Source organism: Gluconobacter vitians (assembly GCF_015244565.1).
Taxonomy (GTDB): domain Bacteria; phylum Pseudomonadota; class Alphaproteobacteria; order Acetobacterales; family Acetobacteraceae; genus Gluconobacter; species Gluconobacter vitians.
In genome coordinates this window covers 56,150-81,184 of record NZ_JABCQG010000004.1, presented here as the reverse complement: position 1 = coordinate 81,184, position 25,035 = coordinate 56,150, and the positions used below count along the sequence as shown (strand labels likewise).

The following is a 25,035-nucleotide window of genomic DNA, read 5'->3' as shown; positions in this document are numbered from 1 at the left end:
GGAACGTGAAGCCGGGGATTTTCCTGACCGGCCGGGCTCCCTATCTTGGAGGGGCAGACCTTCTGATGATGGACCGGGGAGCGGGAGACGCCAGTGACCGACATGACAGATCTTTTCGGCGGCGCTCCGGAAGCGAACCGTGCTCCGGGACAGGCTTCAGGTCGTGGGCCGTCCCGTGCGCCGGAGAACATGCGGCAGCAACGCCCGATTGAGGCACCTCAGGTGCAGCGTCGGCCGCCGTCGCGGACACAGCCTCTGGCGGACCGTCTGCGGCCGAAGCGGCTGGAAGACGTGCGGGGGCAGGATCATCTGCTCGGGCCTGAGGGCACGCTCACGCGGATGCTGGCGCGGGGCACGCTGTCCAGCCTGATTCTCTGGGGCGGTCCGGGATGCGGCAAGACGACGATCGCGCGGCTTCTCGCCGGGCAGGCAGGGCTGTTCTATTCGCAGATTTCGGCCGTTTTTTCCGGTGTTGCGGATCTGCGGCGGGCGTTTGAGGAAGCGGACAAGAAACAGGCCGCGACGGGCAAGGGGACGCTGCTGTTCGTGGACGAGATCCATCGTTTCAACCGGGCGCAGCAGGACGGGTTTCTGCCCTATGTGGAGCGCGGGACGGTGGTTCTGGTGGGCGCGACCACGGAGAACCCGTCCTTTGCGCTGAATGCGGCGCTGTTGTCGCGGTGTCAGGTTCTGGTGCTGAACCGGCTGGATGATGCGAGCCTTGAGAGCCTGCTGGTGCATGCGGAAGAGGAAGTCGGTCGTCCTCTCCCGCTCGACCCGGAAGCACGGGCCAGTCTGCGGGCCATGGCGGATGGGGACGGGCGGTATCTGCTGAATATGGTCGAGCAGCTTGTGGCGCTTGATCCGTCAAAAGTTCTGACACCGCGTGATCTGGCGGCGATCCTGTCGCGTCGGGCGATCCTGTATGACCGGGATCGGGAAGAGCATTACAATCTCATTTCCGCTCTGCACAAATCGCTGCGGGGCAGTGATCCGGATGCGGCCCTGTACTGGTTCGCGCGGATGCTGGAGGGCGGGGAAGACCCGCGCTACATCGCTCGGCGTCTGACGCGGTTTGCGGCCGAGGATGTGGGGCAGGCCGATCCGTCCGCACTGCCGATGGCCGTGGCAGGATGGCAGACCTATGAACGTCTGGGTTCTCCGGAAGGGGAGCTGGCGCTGGCTCAGGTTGTAGTGCATCTGGCGACTGCGCCGAAATCCAATGCGGTCTATACGGCCTATAAAGCGGCCCGGGCTCTGGCGCGCGATACCGGAAGCCTGATGCCGCCGTCGCATATCCTGAATGCGCCGACGTCTCTGATGAAGGATATTGGGTACGGCAAGGGCTATGAATACGACCACGACAGCGAGGATGCGTTTTCGGGTCAGAATTACTTTCCGGACGGGATGCCCAGAGCATCCCTTTATCATCCCACGGACCGCGGACATGAGGGGCGTATCAGAAAACTTCTGGACATGCGGGCCGCCAAGAGGGCATCCCGCGAACCATGACAGTTACCAACCGCATCGTGACCGAGGATGAGGCCGATATTCGCCTCGACCGCTGGTTCAGACGTCACTACCCCAATCTGACGCAGGGCGCGCTCCAGAAACTGTGCCGCAAGGGACAGATCCGCGTGGAGGGAGGGCGTGTGCAGACCAATACGCGTCTGATCCCCGGGCAGAGCGTTCGCATCCCGCCGCTGCCGGACGTGGACAAGCCCGCGCCCCTGCCGCCGCCGGATCCGATACTGGCGCGCGAGATCCAGAAGATGGTGATTTACGAGGACGAGCATCTGCTGGTTCTCGACAAGCCATCGGGCCTTGCGACGCAGGGCGGTCCGGGCATTACCAAGCACGTGGACATGATGCTCGATGGTCTGCGGACCGAGGGCGGGGACCGGCCGCGTCTGGTGCATCGGATCGACCGTGATACGTCGGGCATTCTGCTGATTGCGCGGACGCCGGGTGTGGCGGCGAAGCTTGCGGCGGCGTTCCGTGGGCGCGATGTGGAGAAGACGTACTGGGCCGTGGTCGTCGGGCGGCCTTCGCCGGAATCCGGCATTATCGATCAGCCTCTGGCAAAGATCGGTGCGGGTGGCGCGGCTCTGGTGATTGCGGCGTCACGTGATGAGGAAGATGCGGCTTCGGCCAAGACGGAATATGAGACGCTCGATGCGGCCGGCAAGAAGCTGAGCTGGCTGAAGCTGTCTCCGCTGACCGGGCGGACGCATCAGCTTCGCGTGCATACCGAATCCATCGGGACACCGATCGTCGGTGATCCGCGCTATGGCGGGAAGGCCGCGCATCCGGAAGGGTTCATCGACCGGCTGCATCTGCATGCGCGCCAGCTTGATATTCCGCATCCTGCAGGCGGACGCCTGATCGTAACCGCACCGCTGCCGCCGCATATGCGCGAGACATTCCGCACGCTGGGTTTCGTGCCGGGTGAGACGCCGGCGCCCAAACGTGTCCGGGGTGGAAGCAGCAGCAAGGGCCGGGGGCCTGCAAAATGAAGAAGCTGACCGGCGTTCTGATTGCCGTCATCGTTGCCATTGTGGGTGTGAGTGTGGCCACGCATGTCCTGATCGATCAGGACGCGCTGCGCGAGCGTGTGGCTGTGGCGCTGAAGCACCAGACGGGGCTTACGATGCAGGTCCGTCATTCGTCGGTGCAGCTTCTGCCCTGGCCGGCGTTCGAGGCCTCCGACGTCGTGCTGACACGCGATGGGCAGACGCCGGTTCTCAAGGCTCATACGATCCATGCCGGGATCGCTGTTTTTGCCCTGCTGCATCGTGAGGTCCGGTTTCAGGATTTCGTGGTCGAAGGGGCGACAGTCAGTCTGGTGCGCGGTCTGGATGGGCAGGCGAACTGGTCCCTGACGCCGGATCGTGAGAACGAGGATGCGTCCCTACCGGTGCATGGTCAGAGCGGGCAGCGGATTCAGGCGCACTGGGATCTGTCGCTGGACGGGCTGCATGTCGCGCAGGCTGCGGTGATCTGGAACGATCGTCTGACCCGCACGAGCGGTTCGTTCGGTCTGGATACGCTGGATCTGGCAGGGCTGCGCAGTTCCAGCCCGTGGATCAGCCTTCAGGGCCATCATGCGGGCACGCCGTTCACGCTCAAGGGGCATGTCGGCAATCTGTCGCAGATCCGTGGGACAGAACCCTGGGCGTTCAGCATCGGGACGACGCTGGGCGATGGCGAAAAGCGCGACTGGCTGAATCTGGACGGGCGGATCGGCAATCCGTCGCGGATGGAAAACGTGGTGCTGACGGCGCAGGGTGAGTGGCCCAACCTTCAGGACGCGCATCGCCTGTTCCCGCATGCCAATCTTCCGAATGTCCCGGCACTTGGCGGGGATGTTGCAGTTCAGGGCAGTCCCGGGCCGCTGACAGGGCTGACCGGAGATGCGCTGCTGCATCAGGTTCTGGGCAGCATGACGCCGACGCGGGTACATCTGCATGCCGGCTATGTCGGGCTGCGGCAGGGCGCGTTGCAGAACCTGCATGTCGATGCGACGGGGCCGGATGCGGCACTGACCGTCACGGCGGACACGCAGTGGCGGGACACGGCCTGGCATGTTGAAGGCGGAGCGGGGACGATGCAGCAGGCGCTTGTGGCCTGGCGCGACGGGTTGAAGACCGCTGTTCCGCTGACGGTGCAGCTGCGGAGTCAGACGACGCTTCTGTCCGGTGCGCCTGCGCTCAATGCGCAGGACAGCGCGCGTTTTGCTCTTTCGGGGACGATCGGTGCGGAGAACGGGCATCTCGTGGCGGAAGGGAGCAGCAAAACGCTCCATCTGCCGGGTGCGGTTCTGCATGACGTCAGTCTGCATGGCACGCTGGACGGACATGACCGCGAGAACATGACGCTCGACGGGTTGCAGTTCAGCAGTCAGGAAGTGGCGCTGGACGGCGCTCTGGCGCTGGTTCTGGGACATGACGTGCCACCGGTTGTGAGCGGGAAGCTGCATTCTGCGCGGATGGATCTGGATGCGCTCAAGGGGCTGTGGCTCCAGCCTGCGCCATCAGCCATGCCGGCTCCTGCAGCGCCAGCGGCACTTCCGGGAGCGGGCATTGCCGTGCCAAAGCCTGTGTCGCCGCAGGATGATAGCGCGGTTCCAAGCACGCCGGATCATTCGTCCGTCGCACCGGGCGCTGCAGCCAATCCTGATCTGACACCGTCCTGGGTCCGGCGGCTTCGGGCGCAGGATCTGAACCTGAATCTTTCGGCGGACAGGGTGGTCTATGCGGGCCGTGAATACACTGATCTTGCAACACGCCTGACGCTGTCGGGCGGGCATCTGCGTCTGGACCCGATTTCAGGTCAGGCGCAGGGGCTGCCACTTTCGGGTATGGCGGAACTGGATGCCAGCGCGCTTCCGGTGACGGGCAGCGTAACGTTCCAGCCGCTGATGCTGCCGGCCGGGCTGCTGGAGAAACAGCTGGGGATGCCGCAGCTGCTTCAGGGGCCTGTGCAGATCGTGGGGCAGCTTTCAGCCAGGGGAAACAGTTCCGACGAGCTGCGTCGGTCACTGGACGGGCATCTGGGTGTGTCGCTTGTGGATGGTCAGGTGCAGAGCGAGCTGCTCGGGCAGCTGGCCGGGTCTGCGGCGAGTGTGGTGCTGGGGAAAGGCGCGCGGTCGCTCCGCTGTCTTGGGCTGCATATGAATATTGCCGACGATGTGGCGCATCTCGATACTCTTGGGCTTCAGTCCGGCCGGTTCTCCACATCGGGGAGTGGCACGGTGGGGCTTGGGACGCAGGCTCTGGACCTGCACCTTCTGCCGGTGGTGGATTTTGAAGGCGCCGGGGCCTCCACGCCGGTTGTGGTCACGGGGACGCTGGATGCGCCGCATGTCGAACAGGATCGTGATGCGGGCGGGCGCTTTCATGTGACAATCGGCGGGGACAGCAATGCGGCCGATCCCTGCACCGCGCCACTGGCTGCGGCACGGGAAGGGCAGGCGGGTCCGGCTCCTGCGGCGGTCAAGGTTCATCATTCGAAGGCCGGGGATATCCTTCGGGCTCTGGGAGTTCTGCATTGAGCGGGCACAAGCGTTTCTGGAAAGCGGTTTCGGTCGCGCAGGAGAACGGGCTGTTCGAGCCGCGTCTGGATGGCCGTCCGATCCGGCTGCCGCAGGGAAAGGTCCTTGCCGTGCGTTCTTCTGCGCTGGCCGAGGCCATTGCGGGGGAGTGGGGGCAGATCGCGGAAGGGGCATCCTTCACGCCGGACTCGCTGCCTCTGACCCGGATGGCCGGGACGATGATCGAGCGGATTGCGCCTGATCCGCAGACCACGCGGGACATGCTTCTCGGATTCGGGGTTGATGACGGTCTGTGCTACTGCGCTGACGGCATCAACCCGGTTGCAGAGCAGGTTTTTGCCTGGCTTTCGGGTTACGGGATCCACCCGAGTGTAACGGATGGTCTCATGCCGGTTGTGCAGCCTGAGGGCTATCTGGAGGCTGTAGGGCAGCTTCTGGCGACGCAGGGCGATCTGGACCTCGCGGTTCTGGGCGTTCTGGCGCAGGCGACGGGCAGTCTGCTTCTGTCGCTTGCGGTCGTGGGCGGGGCTGTCAGCCTCGTGGATGCGGTGCTCTGGGCCAATAATGATGAAAAATCCCAGCTTGCAACCTGGGGGCAGGACGATGAACTCGTCCGCACCATGGAAAATCGCGAGAAGGATATTCTCGATGCAGGCATGTTTCTGACACTGGGGCGGCAGGTTTCGATCTGAGAGGAAAATGCCCTGAATGGGGCATGATCTTGCCATATTCGGGGATCATTGAAGCTCCTGCCATGTGACAGAACGAGATGATTGGTGACTCGCCCCGGCCGGGGATCGGGCGCTATCTCCGGATCTGTCGAACACTGTCAGATTCGAGGAAGATATGTCCGTATCCGTTCGTAAGCCCCTGCTGCGTCACATGGGTACCCGTGTTGTGAAGACCTGCTCCATCGGGGCATGGCTCTTTCTGGCTGCAACGCCACTGATCGTAGTGGTCTGCGCCATTCACGGCTGAGCCTCGGCATCATCAGACATGAAAAAGCCCGGCCTCCTTTGGGAGTGCCGGGCTTTTTTGTGTCTTCAGAGCTGGAATGTTCAGTTCCGGGGGCTGAGTGCGGGTTCGGGAAGGATCGGGGTGGCCCGGTCCGGAGAGGTCAGCCAGTTCTGCCAGAGTTCGTAGGTTCGCTCTTCCGTAAGTTTCAGGCGGCAGGACAGTTCCATGGACGTCCTGATCGTCCCGTCTGACCAGCGGTCTGCAACCGCCTTGCACTCTGCCTCACGGAAAGCCCACCAGGCTGATTCGGCTTTGTGGAAGTCCGTCTGTGTCCGGGCCGCGATGCCCGGACCCTGCATCCGCCGCAGCGCCGCTTCCGTATAGCGCTTCAGTTGCGCCTCGGCCTGGGCCAGACGGGAGCTGAAGCAGGACTGGATTTCTGGCGTTGTTTTGCCGGAGCAGACCGGGGCCGCCAATGCCGGCTGGGCCAGCAGCAGGGCCGTGACGCAACAGACGGGCAGGTGGCGGATCCTCATGGCGGTGCTCCGCATATGGGCATTGAAATGAAGGTCAGGCTTCTCCGGTATCGGGAACCATAATGCTCACTGTGGCGGTGGCGGCAATCCCTTCTTCGCGGCCCGTGAAGCCCAGACGTTCGGAGGTCGTGGCCTTGACCGAGATGCGGCTGACGCTGACCTTGAGAAGTTCGGCGAGGCGGTTGCGCATGGCTTCGGCGTGCGGGCCGATCTTGGGACGTTCGCAGATCAGCGTGACGTCGGCGTTCACGAGGAAGCCGCCGCGCTCGCGGATGCGCTCGCCGGCATGGACCAGGAAGCGGGCCGAATCCATGTCCTTCCATTCGTTGTCGGAAGGCGGGAAGTGGCGGCCGATATCGCCTTCGGCCAGCGCGCCGTAAATGGCGTCGCACAGCGTGTGGATGCCCACATCGGCGTCGGAATGTCCGGCGAGGCCCTTCGTATGGGGCACCTCGATGCCGCACAGGATCAGTTTGCGGCCTTCCTCGAAGGCATGGACGTCATAGCCCAGTCCGACGCGGGGCAGCAGGTTCCGGTCAATCACACCTTCAAGACGCATCAGGTCCTCCGCAACAGTCAGTTTGATATTGTCTTCCGACCCTTCGACGATCGCAACCGGATGGCCAGCCTGTTCGAGCAGGGCGGCATCGTCGGTGCGGGCATCGCGATGGGTGCGGTGAAGTTCGAGCAGGGTGCCGAAGCGGAAACCCTGCGGGGTCTGGGCGCGCCACAGCCCGTCACGCGGGACGGTATCGACGATGATGCCGTCTTTGGCCTTCTTGATCGTGTCGATGACGGCGACGGCCGGAATCACGCCCTCATGAGTTTTCAGCGCGTTGATGACGTTCTGCACCACTTCAGCCGGGACGCAGGGGCGGGCGCCGTCATGGACCAGCACCAGATCGGGCGGTTCAGGCAGTTTCGCCAGGGCTTCGAGGCCGTTGCGCACGCTGTCGTGACGTTCCGCGCCACCGCTGACGGGCGGCAGGATATCCAGTCCTTCGAGGCTGTCGGCCAGCAGGGGATCATCCCCGACCGGCAGGAGCACATCGACATGCGGCAGGAGGGCTTCGGCAGCGCGGCGGATGACGGGTTTGCCCCGCAGCATCCGGAACTGCTTGGAAGAATTTTCCCCGCTCTGCGAGGAGGCGTCAAAGCGCCGGCCACGACCGGCAGCAAGAAGGAGGGCAGCGATACGCATGGGGGAGGAATGGGCCGGGACGGCGGGAACGTCAAGCTTGTGTGACGGTTCCTCTGCCTGTCCGTGCGGCCCGCCCACGGCCGGTCAGTGCACCAGTGTGCTGTCGTGGGGGCTGTCGAGGCTGAAAACGGGGATGCTGACGTCGAAGCGGTGGCCCGAGCGGGGCTCGACCATGTGATAGGTGCCGCGCATGAAGCCGGTCGGCGTCGTGAGCATGGCGCCGGACGTGTAGTCGAACTGTTCGTTAGGCGCGATCACGGGCTGTTCGCCGACGACGCCATCGCCGTGGACGTGTTCTTTCCGTCCAAGCCCGTCCACGATTTCCCAGCTGCGTGAGAGAAGCTGGAACGTGTCTTTCCGCTCGTTCTCGATGCTGATGTGATAGGCCCAGGTGTATTGATGGTCTTCGGGATGGGACTGGTCGTCCAGCCAGAAGGTCCGGACCGTGACCGTCACGTCGTCCGTGGTTTCGCTGAAGCGGGGTGCGCTTTCCATGGCTTCGGCGAGTGCCGTCTCGGGATCGGCGTGCAGATGGGGGTGGGATGACTTGTCAGGCATGATGCCATTGTAAAGCCATCCCGGGGATTTGTCAGGAAAACTTATGCGAGGGCCGCGACAGCTGCCGCACCGCGCTTGAGATCGTCGATCAGGTCTGCCGGATCTTCCAGACCGACGGAGAGGCGGATGGCGCCATCGGTGATGCCGAGACGGGCGCGCTCCTCCTCGCTGACGCGCATATGTGTTGTCGTGGCGGGGTGGGTCGCGAGGCTGCGGGCGTCACCGAGATTGTTGGAAATCGCGATGATTTTGAAGGCATTCATAAAGGCGAATGCACCCTCACGGCCCTTGTCCACGACAAATGCGACCATGGAGCCTCCATTGTTCATCTGGGTTTTGGCCAGCTCATGTTGCGGATGGTCGGCACGGCCCGGATAGCGGACCTGAACGATTCCCGGCAGCTCGGCCAGCGCATCGGCTACAGCGGCGGCATTGCGGGCCATGGCATCCGTGCGGAGCTGGAGCGTTTCCAGACCCTTGAGCAGGACCCAGGCGTTGAACGGCGACAGGGCGTTGCCGGTATTGCGGGTAAAGGGCTGGAGCGTCTCGCTGATCCATTTGCTGGAGCCGAGCACCGCACCGCCGAGGACGCGGCCCTGTCCGTCGATATGTTTCGTACAGGAATAGACAATCACGTCCGCGCCGAGCTTGAGCGGGGACTGGCCGAGTGGGGTGGCGAAGACGTTGTCCACGATCAGCAGACCACCGGCCTTGTGCGTCAGTTCGGCGACACGGGCGATGTCGAGGACATCGAGCATCGGGTTGGATGGGCTTTCGATCAGAACCGCGGCTGTCGGCTTGGACAGTGCGCGCTCCCAGGCGTCGTAATCCGTGCCATCCACCAGTTCGGTCTCGATGCCGTAGCGGGGCAGGAGGTTGGTCACGATCCAGTAGCAGGAACCGAAAATGGCACGGGACGCCACGACGCGGTCACCGGCCTTTACAGTCGACAGGATGGCCGAGGAGACGGCGCCCATGCCGGTCGCTGTGGCGACGCAGGCTTCCGCACCTTCGAGCAGGGCGAGGCGCTCCTGAAGCGTGTCCACGGTCGGATTGCCGAAGCGGGAATACTGGAAGTGCTGGACGTCGCCCGTGAAGGTGGCGGCGGCCTGTTCGGCGCTGTCATAGACGAAGCCGGATGTCAGGAAGAGTGCCTCGGACGTTTCGCCGAACTCGGTGCGGTTCGGGGCTTCGTGCAGGAGACGGGTGGCTGTGCGCCAGTTTTCTGAAGACATGATGTGTCCCTCCATAAAACGCCCTGTTTGTGCAGGGCGCATGTGGCGGGCCGTGGAAGTCCTGGAAATCGTTCGATAACGACGCAGGGCCTCTTTAGCGCAGTTCTTTAGCCTCGCCGCAAGCCGGCCGCTCAAATCACGAGGGTCAGGCACGCCATGACGTTTCTGACGGGCAGGACTATGAGCCGTATTTCGGTTTTGCGTCAACACCTTGAAGGCGGATTGCGAAGGGATCGCAGAGCGGTTATGCTCGGGGCCGTTAGCGGGCGTAGTTCAATGGTAGAACGGCAGCTTCCCAAGCTGCATACGGGGGTTCGATTCCCCTCGCCCGCTCCAGACTTTCCTGAAAAATCAGTGGTTATTTGGGCATCGGCGGTGCGCTGAGCGTGTCCTGATATTCCTTGCCGTTCCAGACCCAGCGGTCATTCGGGCTGACCAGCAGGTCATGCATGCCCTTGTGGCGCGTGGGCAGCACGGAAATATCGCCGTTCACGGAGTCCAGGACCGTATTCCAGGTGTCATTGTGCTTCAGATAGACGGATGTCGTGCAGCCTGCGGAACCGCAGAGGCGCGCGGACTGGAGCTGTACGAACAGGGCTTCGTCATTCTTGCCCGAAGACAGCGGGGCGGAGCCGACGAGCACGACCGGCTGGTCATGGTGCTTGGCGGCATCCTGAAGATCGTCTTCGTTCAGCTTGCGGGCGTCTTCATCCAGCTTCGTGCCCGGATGGGCCGTGAGGATGACAGGGGCCGCACCGGCATTGGCGGACTGCGCCGTATGCCGCGTGTGATGGCGGGTTTTGCCTGTTGCGGCATCGGCGCTGGTGAGCGCTGCCGGAAGCAGGAGAGACAGGGCCAGAACCGCCGCAGGGCGGGAAAGAATCTGCTGGATCGACATGAGACCTGTCATAACACGAAATTGAAGAAGAACATCTGTGAAGCTTCGGGTGTCATTCGTGACGCAGCGTCACTACCAGCACGTCCCGATAGGCGGGCTGTGAGGGATCGACGGGCTGGACGGCCGTGACGCCATGATAGACGCGGTGATCGTCCACGATCGCGGCGTCTAGCGGGTTGGTCAGCGTGAAAGAACCGAGCGGTTCCTTGCGCATGTCGTGGATCGTGGTGACGCCCTGTTCGACGTTGTGGCGGGCGACCATCAGCACGAGAACCCAGTCCACACCATCGCGATGCAGGCCTTCCGGCGTGGGGCGGCCTTCAGTATCGGGCCGGGCCTCGATGCGGAACTGATGGACTTCCACATGCCAGACCGGCGGTTTTTCCTTGGGAGGCGTCAGGGAATCCGCAATCTGGCTGATCGTGCGGATTGCGGCTGTCATGGCCGGATGTGTCGCAATGGAGTCAGCGACGGCCGGGAACCAGCGCTCGACGCCGCCATTGAGCAGGTTGTAATCCCGGCTCTGATAATGGGGCTGGTGTTTCTTGCGGGTGATGGTGTCAGCCGAGACGGCGAAGGTCGCATAACGGCGCCGGCGGTAGCGGCCGCCATCCGCCATATAGCGGTCAAGACCCAGATGGTTCCAGCTCTCGGCGAAGCCCTGCCAGTCGGTCAGGCCTTCATGTTCCAGGAGGGGACGCGTGACGTCGGCCTCAAGAAAGGAAAAACCCTTTTCCAGCAGCGTGTCTTCGATGCCGGTCAGAACCCTGTCAAAGGGAAGGGGAAGATCGGTAGGGCTCATGAGTTCTCGAACCAGAGGGCGCAGGATCCGGTGATGCTGCGCCCCTTATTTCCCTTTTGGCAAGGCTCTGAAACGGATTTCAGGCACCCAGATCGGGTTTGACCGGCGAAAGATGTTCGCGGAGCGTGCTGTAGGCTGTGGGCGCCACACCAAGGATGCCTGCGAGATGTTGGCGGTACAGCCCTTCATGGATCAGGCGTGCAGCCAGACCCGACAGAACGCCGCCACCGAAGCTGCGCTTGGCGTCCAGCATGCCCCAGCCATTGTAATCTCCAAGGGCCACGACGGCACCGCGGTCGTTATAAGCGAACGGAGCAGGCGTCTTGCCGGCGATGATTTCCGGCAAGGCGCGGCCGATATACTGGCCCTGCTGACGCGCGGCCTGTGCCGTAGGAGCAATCGGGGCGGCATCAATCCGGGAGCAGTCGCCGATGGCGAAAACGGTCGGGTCCTGTGTGGTCTGAAGTGTTGTGGTGACGCCAAGCTGGCCGGAGCGTCCACGCTCCAGACCTTCAAGAAGGTTCGTAGCATCGGAAGCGCGCACGCCAGCAGCCCAGACACGGAGGCTGGCGGGAATGTGCTCGCCGGATTTGAGGTTGAAGCCAGTCTCATCCGCGCCGACCACCATGGCGCTGGTCCGTACGGAAACGCCAAGCTTTTCGAGCTGCTGTGTCGCGGCTGTCGAGACTGCCTCGGGGAAGGCCGGAAGGATGCGGGGACCGGTTTCGATCAGGACGGCATCCAGCAGGGACTTGCGGACGGCCGGGCCGAGACCGCGGGCATCATCAATCGATTTGCACAGCTCGGCAATCAGCTGAACGCCGGTTGCACCACCACCGACAATGCCAACGGAAAGCTTCTGGCCAGCGGCACGGGCTTTCTGCACGGCGTCGCGGAACGTGGCGAACAGCGCATCGGCGTCCTTGAGGCTGTCGATGAACATGCAGTGATCGACAATGCCCGGAATGCCGAAATCATTCGCACGGGAGCCTAGAGCGACCACAAGGTAATCGTACGGGAGCGTCTTACCGTTCTCGAGCGAGACGGTCTTGGCTTCGCGATTGACGGCGACCGGGCTGGACTGAACAAAAGTGAAGCCGAATTTGGCGGCTGTATCGGTAAAGGGAATGCAGTTGCCCTGATGCTGCATGGTTCCTGCAGCGAACTCATGAAGGGACGGCTTCCAGTAATGGACAGGGCTGCGGTCAACGAGGGTCAGGGAAATGTTCTGGTGACGGCCCAGCGCGGCGGCAGCTTCGAGCCCTCCAACGCCACCGCCAAGAACAAGCACGCGAGCTGCAGCAGACATGGACTTTTTCCTCATATCAAGTGCGAAACGGCACCGTAGTTCTGCTAACGGCAGAGGCGGGGACGCACAAGCCCCGCTCTCGGTGACGTGTTGGGGCGGTCAGCTGCGATAAGAGCCGTTGATGTCGATGTAGCCATGCGTCAGATCGCAGGTCCAGACACGGGCCTGTCCGTCACCCAGGCCGAGATCGACGGCAATTTCGATCTCCTGACCTTTCATGTGGGCAACCACGGGAGCCTCGTCGTAATTTTCGACAACGCCGCCATCTTTCGCGATCCATGTGCCGCCAATGGCGACGGAAAGACGGTCGCGGTCAGCAGGCTCGCCGCTTTTGCCGACCGCCATGACCACGCGGCCCCAGTTGGCGTCCTCGCCAGCAATGGCGGTTTTGACGAGCGGGGAATTGGCGATGCACAGGGCGATGCGGTGTGCCGAGAAATTCGATTCAGCCCCTGTCACGGCGATGCGGACAAGCTTTGTCGCACCTTCGCCATCACGGACCACCATCAGCGCGAGTTCCAGCAGGAGATCGTTCAGCGCCAGGGTAAACTCGGCGAGAGCGGGGTCGTTGACGTCGTCGATCTCGGGATTGTCAGCCAGACCGGTCGCGAAAATCATCAGCATGTCCGAAGTGGACGTGTCCGAATCGACGGTAATGGAATTGAAACTCTGGGTGCAGCCGGAGGTCAGCAGGGACTGCAGCACGTTCTGGGGCAGCTTCGCGTCCGTTGCGACATAGGCCAGCATCGTGGCCATGTCGGGAGCGACCATGCCCGATCCCTTGGCGATGCCCTGGATGCGGACAGGCTTGCCGCCGATCTTTACGTCACGGCGTGCGGCCTTGGGGAAGGTGTCCGTTGTCATGATGGCGCAGGCTGCATTGGCCCAGCCATCTTCGCTCAGCCCGGCCTTTGCGGCGGGAAGGGCGGCGATGATCCGGTCCTGGGGCAGTTTTTCGCCGATGACGCCCGTGGAGGCGAGAAAGACGTCCTGCGAGGGGCAGTTGAGAAGCTGTGCGGTAGCATCCGCGCAGTCTTCGCAGGCCTGCATTCCGGCGCGGCCGGTAAAGACGTTCGCGTTGCCTGCATTGACGAGCAGGGCGCGGGCATAGGGCGTTGTCAGCGCCTCGCGGCACCACAGCACCGGAGCACCGGGACAGGCGTTCTTTGTATAGACGCCTGCGGCAATCGTACCGGGGACGAACTCCGCAAGCATCAGGTCCGTACGGCCCTGATAGCGGATGCCCGCGGCAACGGCGGAAAGCCGCACGCCCGCAATCGTTGCAAGGTCCGGAAGCGGACGAGCGAGCGGAGAGACGGGGAGCGGCTTTGCCATGGACTTACTTCTTTGCAGGTGCGGCAGCCGGAGCTGCATTCGGGATGGCCTTGCCCTGTGCGTCGTAGTGAACGACCTTCACCTGGGACTCAGCGTTCTGAACGATGTCACGCACCTTGTCGCGGATCAGCTCCTGACGGACCTGGTCGTGAACCTGATCGAAGGTCGGGATCGGGGCCGTGCGGGTCGCGAGGACCTGGATCACGTGCCAGCCATACTGGGTGTGAACCGGGGTCTGGGAGATCGTGTTCGGCTTCATGGCGAAAGCGGCTGCGGAGAAAGCCGGCAGCATGTCTTCCTTCTTGAACCAGCCGAGATCGCCACCATTCGCACCGGCGGAACCCTTGTCCTTGGACAGCTGGGCAGCAAGCTTGCCGAAATCAGCGCCCTTGCCGAGCTGGGCAATGATGTCCTTGGCCTGGGCTTCGCTGTCCACGAGGATATGGCGGGCGTGGATCTCTTCTTCCGGCTTCTTGTTCGCATAATGCGACTGGTAGAAGTCATGCATTGCGGAATCGGTGACCAGCGGGCCGACCTTCTCTTCGAGATAGGCGTTCTGCAGGGCGTTCGCGGCGGCGGCGTCCATGGCAGCCTTCACGTCCGGCTTGCGGCTCAGGCCTTCCTTGTCGGCGGCGATCTGCACGGCCTTCTGGTCAACGAGCTGGTTGACGATCAGCGGGACCAGGACGGACGGCTGGATCTGGCGGGCCTGTGGCGGCAGGTTGCCTGCTGCGCGCTGCACGTCACCGAGGGTGATCTTCGCACCGTTGACGGTGGCGATCAGCATGTCCGGGTTGGGAGCGGCGGCCGGAGCGGCTGCACCGGGAGCTGCTGCGACAGGGGCCGCAGGGGCTGCAGCCGGAGCGGCGAAAGCCGTGGATGCTGCAACCGACGTACCGGCCAGAAGGGCGGCAAGAGCGAAAGTGGAGCGGGAAAGCCGCATGTGGGAACTACCTCGGATGTGACCTGAAAATAAGGATGGCCTGCACCATGACAAAGGCTGGTCCGCCCTGCAAGGGTGCGGTCCGTTACCATTCCGTCACGCAGGGCGGCCCAGGTCGGAAAGCGGGGCATGGATGTAACACCACGATGACAATGAGGACATTTCATCGGGGTTCGCGACGGGCTCTCCATTGACCCTTCGCGGCCCGGGTCCTATCTCCAGCAGACGTGAAAATCCTGACGGCCCGGTGTGGCGGGTCTTTCCGGTGGTGGAAAGAGCTGGCGCTTCGGGTTTTCGGCATCTCAAGGTTCAGCATGTTCGCACGCCTCGCCCGCGCCCTTTTCGGTTCTGCCAACGATCGCACGCTCAAGGCGTATCAGCGCCGTGTGCCCGAGATCAATGCACTGGAGCCTGCGGTCCAGGCCCTGTCTGACGAGCAGCTCCGGCACAAGACGACCGAGTTCAAGGAGCGGCTGGAAAAGGGCGAAACCCTCGATGGTCTGCTGCCGGAAGCCTTTGCGGTCTGCCGAGAAGCGTCGCGCCGTGTTCTGGGCAAGCGCCATTTTGATGTGCAGCTGATCGGCGGCATGGTTCTTCATGCCGGGCGGATCGCGGAAATGCGGACCGGTGAGGGCAAGACCCTTGTCGCAACGCTGGCGGTCTATCTGAATGCTCTGAGTGGCAAGGGCGTGCATGTCGTCACGGTGAATGACTATCTTGCGCGGCGTGACGCGGAAGAGATGTCTATCCTCTACAGCTTCCTCGGGCTGACGACGGGTGTGATCGTTCCGAACCTGTCGGACGGGGAGCGTCGCGAGGCTTATGCCGCAGACATTACCTACGGCACGAACAACGAGTTCGGCTTTGATTACCTGCGCGACAACATGAAATATTCGCTCGCCGACATGGTGCAGCGTCCGTTCAACCACGCAATCGTGGATGAGGTGGACAGCATCCTGATCGACGAGGCGCGGACCCCGCTCATCATTTCCGGCCCCGCAGATGACAGCTCCGACCTGTACCGCTCTGTCGATGATGTGGTCGTGAAGCTCGTGCAGGAGCTGGATGTCTATGACAAGGACGAGAAGCTTCGTTCTGTCACGCTGACCGAACATGGCTCCGACCGGATCGAGGCGCTTCTGGCTGAAGCCGGCGTGCTTCAGGAAGGCGGACTGTACGACATTCATAACGTTGCCGTCGTTCATCACGTCCAGCAGTCCCTGCGGGCGCATACGCTGTTCACGCGGGACGTGGATTACATCGTGCGTGACGGCAAGGTCGTCATCATCGACGAGTTCACGGGCCGTATGATGGATGGTCGCCGGTATTCGGATGGTCTGCATCAGGCGCTGGAAGCCAAGGAGCATGTGGAGATCCAGCAGGAGAACCAGACGCTCGCCTCCATCACGTTCCAGAACTATTTCCGTCTTTATCCGAAGCTGTCTGGCATGACCGGTACGGCCATGACCGAGGCTGATGAATTCGCGGAAATCTATCATCTCGACGTGGTGGAAATCCCGACGAACCTGCCGGTCAAGCGGATCGATACGGATGATGAGGTCTATCTGACGGCGGCCGAGAAATTCAACGCCGTGGCTGATCTGATCCGGGATATTCACAAGACCGGACAGCCCATTCTCGTGGGTACGACGTCGATCGAGAAGAGCGAATATCTCTCGCATATCCTCACGCAGCGCGGCATTCCGCATAATGTCCTGAATGCGCGCCAGCATGAGAAGGAAGCGATCATCGTGGCGCAGGCGGGTGCGCCGGGAGCCATTACGATCGCGACGAACATGGCGGGCCGCGGAACGGACATCAAGCTTGGCGGCAATATCGAGATGCTGGTCAAGGCCAGCACCGAGGGCGTCGAGGACGAGGCGCAACGTGAATCCGTTGAGCAGAACATCCGCGCGATCGTCGAAGAGCATCATGACGAAGTTCACAAGGCGGGCGGTCTGTATGTGATTGGCACGGAGCGGCATGAAAGCCGCCGCGTGGATAACCAGCTTCGTGGCCGTTCGGGACGTCAGGGTGATCCAGGCAATTCGCGGTTCTTCCTGTCGCTTGAAGACGATCTGATCCGCATCTTTGCCAGCGACCGCATGGGCGCGATGATGCAGAAGATGGGGCTCAAGGAAGGCGAGGCGATCGTTCATCCCTGGCTGAACAAGGCTCTGGAAAAGGCGCAGAAGCGGGTCGAGGCGCGCAATTTCGACATGCGCAAGAACACGCTCAAATATGACGACGTCATGAATGACCAGCGCAAGGAGGTTTATGCCCAGCGCCGGGAATACATGGCGACGGATGACCTGTCGGGCGTGATCGCCGAACTGCGCGAGCATACGATCGAGGATCTGGTGCATGCGCATATTCCCGAAAAATCCTTTGCCGAGGCCTGGGATACGGAAGGGCTGACGAAGGAAGTCTCCCGCATCCTGAACCTGGATCTGCCGATTGCGGACTGGGCGAAGGAAGACGGGATGGATTCCGAGGGCGTGATCGAGCGGATCGAGGCGGAAGCCGCGAAGGCGCAGGCAGCACGGACGGCCAATATGGGCCCCGAACTGATGCGTCTGATCGAAAAGCAGGTCGTGCTGACGACGTTCGATGCGGTGTGGAAAGAGCATCTGCACGGGCTAGACCAGCTGCGTCAGGGCATTGGTCTGCGGGCTTATGGTCAGCGCGATCCGCTGAACGAGTACAAGCAGGAAGCCTTCCAGATGTTCACGGCGATGCTGGATGACATGCGTATCCGCGTGACGGAAACGATGTGCCGCATCCAGGCCGTGTCTGAGCCGCCGCCGTTCCCGGTTATCAATACCGAGACGTCCGGTCCGTCCGAAGAACCTGCGGGACTGTTCGCGCAGGGAACGACGGGAGGCGATATTCCGGCGCCGCAGCCGATGGCGGGTTTCCCGTCCGCTGCTCCGATGCCGCCACGTCCGCAGCCCGTTCCGACGGGTGCGGAGCCTGATGCGGCGACGCTTCAGCGCTGGTATGCGGAAACGCCGCGCAACGCCCTTTGCCCGTGCGGATCGGGTCTGAAGTTCAAACACTGTCATGGCAGGCTCGCCTGAGCCTCTGACACGACGATAGAGGAAGGAGCGACCGATGGCCGGTCATTCACAGTTCAAGAATATCATGCACCGCAAGGGTGCGCAGGATGCCAAGCGCGCCAAACAGTTCGCCAAGGTCCTGCGTGAGATCACGGTTGCGACGCGCTCGGGTCTGCCTGACCCGGCGTCCAACCCGCGTCTGCGTGCCGCGATTTCCATGGCGCGTGAAGTCAACATGCCCAAGGACAATGTCGAGCGCGCCATCAAGAAAGCCTCCGGTGCTGCCGGTGGGGACGACTATGTGGAAGTCCGTTACGAGGGCTATGGTCCGGCCGGTGTTGCGCTGATCGTCGAAGGTCTGACGGACAACCGTAACCGGACGGCAGGTGAAGTCCGCGCGGCGTTCTCCAAGCATGGCGGGTCACTGGGTGAGACGAACTCGGTGTCCTTCATGTTCCAGCGCCTGGGCGTGATCAGCTACCCGCTGGATGTGGCTTCCGAGGACGAAATGCTGGAAGCCGCGATCGAAGCCGGTGCGGATAATGCCGAGACGACCGAAGAAGGCCACGAAGTGACCTGCGCGATGGAAAACTTCTTTGCCGTGCGTGATGCGCTGGAGAGCCGTTTTGGTGAGGCGCAGTCTTCCAAGCTCGACTGGCGTCCGGAAAACAGCGTGACGCTGGACGAGGACAAGGCGCGTTCGGTCATGAAGCTGATCGACGTGCTGGAAGACAGCGACGACATCCAGGCCGTCTATGCGAACTTCGATATTCCTGACGACGTGGCTGAGGCGCTGGCTGCTTGATCCGTCTGATGGGCATTGACCCCGGCCTGCGTTTCATGGGCTGGGGCATCATCGACGTGAACGGCAATCACCTGAAGCATGTGGCCTCGGGTGTGATCGGGACCGATGGGTCCGAATCCGTGCCCCTGCGTCTGTGTGAGCTGCATGGCGCACTCAAGAAGCTGATCCGTGAATATGCTCCGGCCGAGGCAGCTGTTGAGGAGACTTACGTTAACCGTAACGGCTCCTCGACGCTCAAGCTCGGCTATGCGCGTGGAGTGGCTCTGCTGACGCCCGCCTATGAAGGGCTGCCGGTTGCGGAATACGGGGCGATGACGGTCAAGAAATCCGTTGTCGGGACCGGGTCTGCGACCAAGGAACAGGTGACGATGATGGTGAAGCGGCTTCTGCCGGGGGCGGAGATCCGCAAGGCCGACGCCTCCGATGCGCTGGCCGTTGCGATCTGTCATGCCCATCATCGGGCAAGTGCGGCCCATGTCGTGGCCGGAAAGCGCATGGCATGATCGGACAACTGACCGGACTTGTCGGGCAGATTGAAGGCGAGCGCTGCATCGTGGACGTCAATGGCGTGGGGTATGTGGTTTCGGCCTCCACCCGCACGCTCGCGGCGCTGCCGCAGCCGCCTTCGGTGGCCCGCGTGCTGATCGAGACGATCGTGCGTGAGGATGCGATCCAGCTTTTCGGCTTTGCGACGACGGATGAGCGGGACTGGTTCCGTCTGTTGACGACCGTGCAGGGTGTGGGCGCGAAAGTGGCGCTGGCGATCCTGTCGGCGAACAGTCCGGGCGAGCTTCTGCTGGCGATCAATGCCGGAGACAAGGGCTCGCTGACGCGGGCGGCCGGTGTCGGGCCGCGTCTGGCGGACCGGATCCTGAGCGAGCTGCGCAACAAGGTGGCGAAAATGCCGGGTGGCGGCGGGACTGTATCTGCTCCGGGCGTTGTCTCGGGGCCGAGTGTCGAGAATGATGCGCTGCTGGCGCTGGCGGGGCTTGGGTTCCGTCGGGCAGAGGCCTGGCCTGTGCTGAGCAAGGTGCTGGCCGAGAACGAGAATGCGACGCTTGATCTGGCGATCCGGCTGAGCCTGAAGGATCTCGCGCGATGAGCGACGACTACCGCGAAACCGATCCGGCCCGTCAGCCCGAGGATATGGGCGAGGGCAGTCTGCGGCCTGAAACGCTTGCGGACTTTACGGGCCAGAAGGCCAGCCGTGAAAATCTGGCGATCTTTATCGAGGCCGCCCGGGCCCGGAATGAAGCACTGGATCATGTGCTGCTGCACGGCCCTCCGGGTCTGGGTAAAACGACGCTGGCGCAGATTGTGGCGCGGGAACTGGGTGTGGGGTTTCGGGCAACATCCGGGCCGGTTATTCAGCGCGCGGGCGATCTGGCGGCGATCCTGACGAATCTCCAGCCGCGCGATGTGCTGTTCATTGACGAAATCCATCGTCTCCAGCCGGCGATCGAGGAAGTACTCTATCCGGCGATGGAAGACTTCCAGCTTGATCTGATCATCGGCGAGGGGCCGGCTGCGCGATCCGTGCGGATTGATCTGGCGCCATTCACGCTTGTGGCGGCGACGACGCGGGCCGGTCTGCTGGCGACGCCTCTGCGGGACCGGTTCGGAATTCCGCTGCGGCTGGTGTTCTATACGCCGGAGGAACTTCGGGCGATCGTCTCGCGCGGGGCTTTGAAGCTCGGGATGCGCCTGACGGATGACGGGGCGGAAGAAATCGCCCGCCGGTCCCGCGGGACGCCGCGTATTGCGGGGCGTCTGCTGCGCCGGGTGCGGGATTTCGCGCTCGTGTCGAAGCATGCGGTCGTGGACCGGGCGCTGGCGGATGCGGCTCTGGGGCGGCTTGAGGTCGATGAGCGCGGGCTGGATGCAATGGACCGGCGCTATCTCAAGCGGATTGCCGAGCATCATCATGGTGGTCCGGTCGGTGTGGAAACGCTGGCGGCGGGGCTTGCCGAAGCGCGCGATACGCTGGAAGACGTGATCGAGCCCTACCTGATCCAGGAAGGGCTGGTTCTGAGAACGGCCCGCGGGCGGATGCTGGGTGAGGCGGGATGGCATCATCTCGGTCTGACGCCGCCGGCGAGCCAGGTGGATCTGCTCTCCTCGCTGGAGCAGGACGATTCCGCGCCCTGAAAGGCCCTGAACACGGTTCGGGGTCCGGGCGCACCATGACTGGAGAAACAGTATGGCCACGCACAAGATCAGGTTCCGGGTTTATTACGAAGACACCGATGCGGGCGGTATCGTCTATCACGCGCGCTATCTGGGCTTTGCCGAGCGTGCGCGGAGCGAGGCGATGCGGGATGCGGATGCATCCGTCACCGAGCTTCTGAACGATTTCGGACTGGTCTTCGTCGTGCGTCAGGCCGCACTCCGGTATCGCTCGCCGCTCCGACTCGATGACGAGATGGAAATCGAGACGGCGCTGGAGGCCATGACTCCGACACGGCTGAAACTTTGTCAGACCGTCCGGAATTATTCCGGGGGTGGCGAAACGGCTACGGTTATCGACGTTGAGCTGGCCTGTCTGAACGCTGCGGACATGAAACCTGCCAAAATTCCGCCCCGGTGGCGTGATGCAGTAAGAAAACTGGAGGCAGGAGAGGTCTGACCCACTTTCCTGTTTCGTCATGAAGTGCAATGGAGAGTCCTGACCCGCAAGGGACAGGATCTGTACAGGAGAGAACAGTGGATCATGAGGTAAGTTCGAGTGCGCTTGGGGCGGTCGGTGCGGCCGGTCTTTCGCCTCTGGACCTGTTCCTGCACGCCTCCATCGTTGTAAAGCTGGTGATGCTGGGTCTGCTGCTGTGCAGCGCCGGCGTATGGGCGATCATCGCGGAAAAAATCATTCTCATCCGTCGCGTCAACCGTGAGGCGACCGAGTTCGAGGACCGTTTCTGGTCGGGCGGATCGCTTGACGATCTCTACGAATCCGATGGGGCGCGTCCGACGCATCCGATGGCGGCCGTGTTTGGTGCGGCCATGGGTGAGTGGCGCCGTTCGGCCCGGATTGGCGGAATTGACCTGTCGCGGGGTGGCGTGCGTGAGCGCGTGGATCGCGCGATCGACATCACCATCATGCGTGAGAACGACCGTCTGACGCGCCGTCTGATCTTCCTTGCGACGATTGGTCCGGTGGCACCGTTCGTCGGTCTGTTCGGAACGGTCTGGGGCATAATGCATTCCTTCGCGTCCATCGCGCAGATGCACAACACGAACCTTTCGGTCGTGGCGCCTGGTATTTCCGAAGCCCTGTTCGCGACGGCGATCGGCCTCGTGACGGCCATTCCGGCCTATATCGCCTATAACGGTCTGAGCAATTCCTTCGAGAAGTTCGCTGACCGCATGGAAGCCTTCGGCACCGAGTTCGCGGCCATCCTGTCGCGTCAGTCCGAGGAACGTGCGGACGATACGACCGGCGGGAAGGCCTGAACCATGGGAATGTCTGCGGGAGGACGGGCTGGAGGTGGCGGACGCCGTAAGCGTCGGCCCGCGTCGGAAATCAACGTCACGCCACTGGTGGACGTCATGCTGGTGCTGCTCATCATCTTCATGGTGACGGCGCCGATGCTGACCAGTGGTGTCAATGTGGATCTGCCGAAGACGGATGCCAGCCCGGTCAATTCGGATTCCAAGCCGATCACCGTCTCCCTGAAGACGGATGGATCGCTTTATCTGGGGGACCAGCCGGTCACGTCCGACCAGCTGATCGACCAGCTCAAGGCACAGTCGCAGAATGATCCGACCCACCGTATTTTCGTCCGGGCCGATGCGCATATCGACTACGGGCAGGTGATGCAGGTCATGGGACAGATCACGTCGGGTGGCTTCACGCATGTTGCGCTTCTCGCGCAGCAGCCCCAGAGCGGCCAGTAAGAGGCCGCTGCCGTGGTGCGTCCACGCCGCTCTGACAACAGGCGCTTTCGTCATGCGCTTTACGGATCAGCCGCCATTCACCTGGGGCTGATCGCGTATCTGCTTGTGCAGCTTCCACCCGAAAAACCGCCCGAGCCTCCTGAGCCTCCCACGGTTCAGATGGAATTCGAGCAGGCAGGTCCGCCGACCCATCCGGTCAAGGGCGATCATCCGGCGCCTGCGCCCGCTCCGGCACCCGCACCTGTAAAAAACGAGGCACCTCCCGCCCCGACGCCACCTCTGAAGGCGCCGACGGAAGAGCCGCCTCCGCCACCACCGCCGCCTCAGCCCGTGCCGCCTCCGCCGGAGACGCCGCCGCAGAAACTGCCGGACATCAAGCTGCCGCCGAAGATGACGGATGAGTCGCCCGAGCCTGTGCCGGCGTCGCCGCCCAAGCCGTCACCGCCGTCCAAATCGACGATGGTTGCACCGCCGAGCCCGCAGACGCAGAAGGCCGACAAGCTGCCGGATATGCCGAAATTCTCGCATATGACGCAGCCGAATGCGGCGAAGAAAACCGAAGCGGACAGTCATTCGCTGCTGGCGACGCTGGATAATTTCCGCGCTGACCAGAAGCAGACCCATGCGCCGACCGCGAAGGCCAATCCGCCGCAGGGTGGGGCGCCGAACGGGGGCGGGGTGCCGAATGGTGACATCACCAAGTCCCTGTCCATGGCGGATCAGAAGGCCATCGGTGGCTCCGTGCGCCGCTGTTATACCGAAGACACCGAAGCGCGGAACTATGCGAGCTTTGTCGCGCATATGGTTGTGACCGTTGACGCGACCGGCGAGGCGCGGATTGTCAAATTTGCGCCTGAAACGGCTGCGAAGATGGCGTCCGACCCGTCCTATCGCGTTCTGGCGGAGCGGGCGCGGGATGCGGTGTTGAGCCCCACCTGTGCCCATCTGCCGATCCCCTCCAAGATGCTTGGTCAGACGCATGAACTGCGTTTTGTCTTCAGGCCGTAATCCACGAGGAAGTCTCATGTCCTTCATTCCCGATACCGAAGCCGAGGCCCTGAGCGCGCTGTTCTCGCGCCGCTCCGTTCTGGGAGCCACCGCCGCAGGTGGTCTTCTGGCGACGCCTCTGGCGGCCTTTGCCCAGTCCGGTGCGGCCTCCGGCCCCGGTGAAGCCGAAATTACCGTCGATCAGGCCCGTCAGGAGCCGATCCCCATTGTCATCCCGAATTTCGGCGCGGGACTGGGTGAGCAGATTTCCGGCGTGATTACGTCCGATCTGAACGGCACCGGTCTGTTCAAGGTCATGAGCGGCAGTGTACCGCCGGGCTCTACGCCGGATTTCAGCGCGCTCAAGGCTCAGGGGGCCCGTGCGGCTGTGGCTGGTCAGGCGATCGGTTCGGGCAGTGTGCGCGTCGAGATGCGTCTGTGGGACGTGCTCTCTGGCCAGCAGCTTCAGGGCACGGCCTATACGGCTTCGACGTCCAACTGGCGCCGGATCGCGCATATCATTGCTGACGTGATCTATGAGCGGATGCTGGGCGAGAAGGGCTATTTCGATACCCGCATCGCCTATATCGCCCGCACCGGCCCGCGCCATCACCAGATCACGCGTCTGGCCCTGATGGATCAGGATGGCGCCAACGAGCGCATGCTGACGGGCGGCGAGTGGCTGACGCTGACGCCGCGTTTCAACCCGGTGCGCGATCAGATCGCGTTCATGTCTTACGCTAACAACCGTCCGCGCGTGTATCTGTTCGATCTGGCCTCTGGCCGTCAGCAGATTCTGGGCGAGTTCGCGGGCATTTCCTTTGCGCCGCGCTTCTCACCGACGGGTGGCTCGGTTGTGTTGTCGGCAACACGTGGTGGCGGGTCCGATATCTTCGTTGTCGATCTGGCGTCTCGTGCGAAGCGGCAGCTCACCAACTCCAATGGCGCGATCGACACCAGCCCGTGCTTCAGCCCGGATGGCAGCCAGATCGTATTCAACTCCGATCGTGGTGGCAGCCCGCAGCTTTACATTATGAGCGCGTCCGGCGGGGCGGCGAAGCGGATTTCCTATGGCAGTGGCCAGTATGGATCCCCGGTCTGGTCCCCGCGTGGAGACCTTATCGCCTTTACCCGGATCGGTGGCGGTGGCTTCTCGCTGGGTGTTATGAATCCGGACGGCACGGGCGAGCGCATTCTGACGCAGGGCTTTACGGTGGACGGTGCGACGTTCTGCCCGAACGGCCGTGTACTGGCGTTCTGCCGTCAGAGCGCATCGGGTGCGGGCGGTGCAGGGTTTGCCTCTGGTATCGGTACGATCGACATCACGGGCTTCAACGAGCGTCCGATCCGGATTTCCACCGGGGCGTCCGACCCAGCCTGGTCTCCCCGTAACGGATAAGGTCATGGTCCGCGCTTCCGGTCCGGGAGCGCGGATTTGCAAAAGGGTGGGGAACCCTTTTTCCTGT

The 25,035-nt window shown here is 62.8% G+C and carries 24 protein-coding genes, 1 tRNA gene and 1 riboswitch; of the genes, 16 read left to right on the top strand and 9 right to left on the bottom strand.

The annotated features are described in order from the left end of the window. The first annotated feature begins 102 nt into the window (after positions 1–102). From HKD24_RS04440 to HKD24_RS15445, 5 genes are all read left to right on the top strand, one after another. A complete protein-coding gene (locus tag HKD24_RS04440; RefSeq protein ID WP_194259297.1) occupies positions 103–1,512 on the top strand; it encodes a replication-associated recombination protein A in 1,410 nt (469 codons plus the stop codon). Next, positions 1,509–2,516: an RluA family pseudouridine synthase gene (locus HKD24_RS04435; protein ID WP_194259187.1), complete on the top strand. Its 1,008-nt coding sequence runs from the start codon at positions 1,509–1,511 to the stop codon at positions 2,514–2,516. The genes HKD24_RS04440 and HKD24_RS04435 overlap by 4 nt, the downstream gene beginning before the upstream one ends. Further along, entirely contained in the window at positions 2,513–5,053 is a 2,541-nt protein-coding gene (locus tag HKD24_RS04430) for an AsmA family protein (protein ID WP_194259186.1), read from the top strand. Before HKD24_RS04435 ends, HKD24_RS04430 begins: the two co-directional genes overlap by 4 nt. Next, complete coding sequence (locus HKD24_RS04425) at positions 5,050–5,745, top strand: ATP12 family protein (RefSeq protein WP_194259185.1); 696 nt, start codon at positions 5,050–5,052, stop codon at positions 5,743–5,745. Before HKD24_RS04430 ends, HKD24_RS04425 begins: the two co-directional genes overlap by 4 nt. A gap of 154 nt (positions 5,746–5,899) precedes the next feature. Beyond that, on the top strand, positions 5,900–6,031 hold the full coding sequence (locus HKD24_RS15445) for a hypothetical protein (RefSeq protein ID WP_265589045.1): 132 nt from the start codon (positions 5,900–5,902) through the stop codon (positions 6,029–6,031). A gap of 80 nt (positions 6,032–6,111) precedes the next feature. Here the strand turns inward: HKD24_RS15445 and HKD24_RS04420 are convergent, their stop codons facing one another. From HKD24_RS04420 to metZ, 4 genes are all read right to left on the bottom strand, one after another. Further along, positions 6,112–6,546 (bottom strand): lysozyme inhibitor LprI family protein, encoded by a 435-nt coding sequence (locus HKD24_RS04420; RefSeq protein WP_194259184.1) that lies wholly within the window; start codon positions 6,544–6,546, stop codon positions 6,112–6,114. Positions 6,547–6,580: 34 nt separating this feature from the next. Continuing rightward, positions 6,581–7,747: a bifunctional 2-C-methyl-D-erythritol 4-phosphate cytidylyltransferase/2-C-methyl-D-erythritol 2,4-cyclodiphosphate synthase gene (locus tag HKD24_RS04415; RefSeq protein WP_194259183.1), complete on the bottom strand. Its 1,167-nt coding sequence runs from the start codon at positions 7,745–7,747 to the stop codon at positions 6,581–6,583. Between the two features lie 84 nt (positions 7,748–7,831). After that, positions 7,832–8,305 (bottom strand): Co2+/Mg2+ efflux protein ApaG, encoded by a 474-nt coding sequence (gene apaG, locus HKD24_RS04410; RefSeq protein WP_194259182.1) that lies wholly within the window; start codon positions 8,303–8,305, stop codon positions 7,832–7,834. 41 nt (positions 8,306–8,346) lie between these two features. After that, positions 8,347–9,540, bottom strand: a complete 1,194-nt coding sequence (gene metZ, locus HKD24_RS04405) for an O-succinylhomoserine sulfhydrylase (RefSeq protein WP_194259181.1) — start codon at positions 9,538–9,540, stop codon at positions 8,347–8,349. A gap of 73 nt (positions 9,541–9,613) precedes the next feature. Next, positions 9,614–9,693: riboswitch (SAM riboswitch) on the bottom strand. Positions 9,694–9,802: 109 nt separating this feature from the next. Here metZ and HKD24_RS04400 point away from each other — a divergent pair. Beyond that, positions 9,803–9,876 (top strand) — tRNA-Gly (locus HKD24_RS04400). Between the two features lie 22 nt (positions 9,877–9,898). On the opposite strand, the gene HKD24_RS04395 is transcribed toward HKD24_RS04400, so the two are convergent. From HKD24_RS04395 to HKD24_RS04375, 5 genes are all read right to left on the bottom strand, one after another. After that, on the bottom strand, positions 9,899–10,438 hold the full coding sequence (locus HKD24_RS04395) for a hypothetical protein (protein ID WP_194259180.1): 540 nt from the start codon (positions 10,436–10,438) through the stop codon (positions 9,899–9,901). 52 nt (positions 10,439–10,490) lie between these two features. Beyond that, positions 10,491–11,240, bottom strand: coding sequence for a 2OG-Fe dioxygenase family protein (locus HKD24_RS04390; protein ID WP_194259179.1), 750 nt, complete (start codon positions 11,238–11,240; stop codon positions 10,491–10,493). Positions 11,241–11,319: 79 nt separating this feature from the next. Then, the gene (locus HKD24_RS04385; RefSeq protein WP_194259178.1) at positions 11,320–12,549 is read right to left on the bottom strand and encodes an NAD(P)/FAD-dependent oxidoreductase; all 1,230 of its coding nucleotides are present in this window, start codon (positions 12,547–12,549) and stop codon (positions 11,320–11,322) included. A 99-nt stretch (positions 12,550–12,648) separates the two neighbouring features. Beyond that, entirely contained in the window at positions 12,649–13,884 is a 1,236-nt protein-coding gene (gene argJ, locus HKD24_RS04380; protein WP_194259177.1) for a bifunctional glutamate N-acetyltransferase/amino-acid acetyltransferase ArgJ, read from the bottom strand. A 4-nt stretch (positions 13,885–13,888) separates the two neighbouring features. Beyond that, positions 13,889–14,827 carry a peptidylprolyl isomerase gene (locus HKD24_RS04375; RefSeq protein ID WP_194259176.1) on the bottom strand — a complete coding sequence of 313 codons (939 nt, stop codon included), beginning with the start codon at positions 14,825–14,827 and terminating at the stop codon, positions 13,889–13,891. A 314-nt stretch (positions 14,828–15,141) separates the two neighbouring features. Here HKD24_RS04375 and secA point away from each other — a divergent pair, with 314 nt between their 5' ends. From secA to tolB, 10 genes are read left to right on the top strand one after another with little or no spacing between them, the layout of a single operon-like run. Further along, complete coding sequence (secA, locus tag HKD24_RS04370) at positions 15,142–17,907, top strand: preprotein translocase subunit SecA (RefSeq protein WP_194259296.1); 2,766 nt, start codon at positions 15,142–15,144, stop codon at positions 17,905–17,907. A 34-nt stretch (positions 17,908–17,941) separates the two neighbouring features. Further along, the gene (locus tag HKD24_RS04365; protein ID WP_062507445.1) at positions 17,942–18,691 is read left to right on the top strand and encodes a YebC/PmpR family DNA-binding transcriptional regulator; all 750 of its coding nucleotides are present in this window, start codon (positions 17,942–17,944) and stop codon (positions 18,689–18,691) included. Further along, positions 18,688–19,194: a crossover junction endodeoxyribonuclease RuvC gene (gene ruvC / locus HKD24_RS04360; RefSeq protein ID WP_062507447.1), complete on the top strand. Its 507-nt coding sequence runs from the start codon at positions 18,688–18,690 to the stop codon at positions 19,192–19,194. The genes HKD24_RS04365 and ruvC overlap by 4 nt, the downstream gene beginning before the upstream one ends. Next, complete coding sequence (ruvA, locus tag HKD24_RS04355; protein WP_194259175.1) at positions 19,191–19,793, top strand: Holliday junction branch migration protein RuvA; 603 nt, start codon at positions 19,191–19,193, stop codon at positions 19,791–19,793. The genes ruvC and ruvA overlap by 4 nt, the downstream gene beginning before the upstream one ends. After that, positions 19,790–20,839: a Holliday junction branch migration DNA helicase RuvB gene (gene ruvB, locus HKD24_RS04350; RefSeq protein WP_194259174.1), complete on the top strand. Its 1,050-nt coding sequence runs from the start codon at positions 19,790–19,792 to the stop codon at positions 20,837–20,839. Before ruvA ends, ruvB begins: the two co-directional genes overlap by 4 nt. Positions 20,840–20,891: 52 nt before the next feature. Then, complete coding sequence (gene ybgC / locus HKD24_RS04345; protein WP_041111982.1) at positions 20,892–21,317, top strand: tol-pal system-associated acyl-CoA thioesterase; 426 nt, start codon at positions 20,892–20,894, stop codon at positions 21,315–21,317. A 29-nt stretch (positions 21,318–21,346) separates the two neighbouring features. After that, positions 21,347–22,138: a protein TolQ gene (gene tolQ, locus HKD24_RS04340; RefSeq protein WP_172492883.1), complete on the top strand. Its 792-nt coding sequence runs from the start codon at positions 21,347–21,349 to the stop codon at positions 22,136–22,138. Positions 22,139–22,141: 3 nt separating this feature from the next. After that, positions 22,142–22,582, top strand: a complete 441-nt coding sequence (gene tolR, locus HKD24_RS04335; RefSeq protein ID WP_062507451.1) for a protein TolR — start codon at positions 22,142–22,144, stop codon at positions 22,580–22,582. A gap of 12 nt (positions 22,583–22,594) precedes the next feature. Continuing rightward, complete coding sequence (locus HKD24_RS04330) at positions 22,595–23,590, top strand: energy transducer TonB (protein WP_141306739.1); 996 nt, start codon at positions 22,595–22,597, stop codon at positions 23,588–23,590. Positions 23,591–23,606: 16 nt separating this feature from the next. Beyond that, positions 23,607–24,968 carry a Tol-Pal system beta propeller repeat protein TolB gene (gene tolB / locus HKD24_RS04325; protein WP_194259173.1) on the top strand — a complete coding sequence of 454 codons (1,362 nt, stop codon included), beginning with the start codon at positions 23,607–23,609 and terminating at the stop codon, positions 24,966–24,968. Positions 24,969–25,035 lie beyond the last annotated feature (67 nt).

Excerpts from the sequence above, each read along its gene's own strand:
- HKD24_RS04440 (WP_194259297.1), top strand. The coding sequence starts at position 103 with ATGACAGATCTTTTCGGCGGCGCTCCGGAAGCGAACCGTGCTCCGGGA.
- HKD24_RS04435 (WP_194259187.1), top strand. The coding sequence starts at position 1,509 with ATGACAGTTACCAACCGCATCGTGACCGAGGATGAGGCCGATATTCGC.
- HKD24_RS04430 (WP_194259186.1), top strand. The coding sequence starts at position 2,513 with ATGAAGAAGCTGACCGGCGTTCTGATTGCCGTCATCGTTGCCATTGTG.
- HKD24_RS15445 (WP_265589045.1), top strand. The coding sequence starts at position 5,900 with ATGTCCGTATCCGTTCGTAAGCCCCTGCTGCGTCACATGGGTACCCGT.
- HKD24_RS04420 (WP_194259184.1), bottom strand. The coding sequence starts at position 6,546 with ATGAGGATCCGCCACCTGCCCGTCTGTTGCGTCACGGCCCTGCTGCTG.
- HKD24_RS04415 (WP_194259183.1), bottom strand. The coding sequence starts at position 7,747 with ATGCGTATCGCTGCCCTCCTTCTTGCTGCCGGTCGTGGCCGGCGCTTT.
- apaG (WP_194259182.1), bottom strand. The coding sequence starts at position 8,305 with ATGCCTGACAAGTCATCCCACCCCCATCTGCACGCCGATCCCGAGACG.
- metZ (WP_194259181.1), bottom strand. The coding sequence starts at position 9,540 with ATGTCTTCAGAAAACTGGCGCACAGCCACCCGTCTCCTGCACGAAGCC.
- HKD24_RS04395 (WP_194259180.1), bottom strand. The coding sequence starts at position 10,438 with ATGTCGATCCAGCAGATTCTTTCCCGCCCTGCGGCGGTTCTGGCCCTG.
- HKD24_RS04390 (WP_194259179.1), bottom strand. The coding sequence starts at position 11,240 with ATGAGCCCTACCGATCTTCCCCTTCCCTTTGACAGGGTTCTGACCGGC.
- HKD24_RS04385 (WP_194259178.1), bottom strand. The coding sequence starts at position 12,549 with ATGTCTGCTGCAGCTCGCGTGCTTGTTCTTGGCGGTGGCGTTGGAGGG.
- argJ (WP_194259177.1), bottom strand. The coding sequence starts at position 13,884 with ATGGCAAAGCCGCTCCCCGTCTCTCCGCTCGCTCGTCCGCTTCCGGAC.
- HKD24_RS04375 (WP_194259176.1), bottom strand. The coding sequence starts at position 14,827 with ATGCGGCTTTCCCGCTCCACTTTCGCTCTTGCCGCCCTTCTGGCCGGT.
- secA (WP_194259296.1), top strand. The coding sequence starts at position 15,142 with ATGTTCGCACGCCTCGCCCGCGCCCTTTTCGGTTCTGCCAACGATCGC.
- HKD24_RS04365 (WP_062507445.1), top strand. The coding sequence starts at position 17,942 with ATGGCCGGTCATTCACAGTTCAAGAATATCATGCACCGCAAGGGTGCG.
- ruvA (WP_194259175.1), top strand. The coding sequence starts at position 19,191 with ATGATCGGACAACTGACCGGACTTGTCGGGCAGATTGAAGGCGAGCGC.
- ruvB (WP_194259174.1), top strand. The coding sequence starts at position 19,790 with ATGAGCGACGACTACCGCGAAACCGATCCGGCCCGTCAGCCCGAGGAT.
- ybgC (WP_041111982.1), top strand. The coding sequence starts at position 20,892 with ATGGCCACGCACAAGATCAGGTTCCGGGTTTATTACGAAGACACCGAT.
- tolQ (WP_172492883.1), top strand. The coding sequence starts at position 21,347 with ATGGAGAGTCCTGACCCGCAAGGGACAGGATCTGTACAGGAGAGAACA.
- tolR (WP_062507451.1), top strand. The coding sequence starts at position 22,142 with ATGGGAATGTCTGCGGGAGGACGGGCTGGAGGTGGCGGACGCCGTAAG.
- tolB (WP_194259173.1), top strand. The coding sequence starts at position 23,607 with ATGTCCTTCATTCCCGATACCGAAGCCGAGGCCCTGAGCGCGCTGTTC.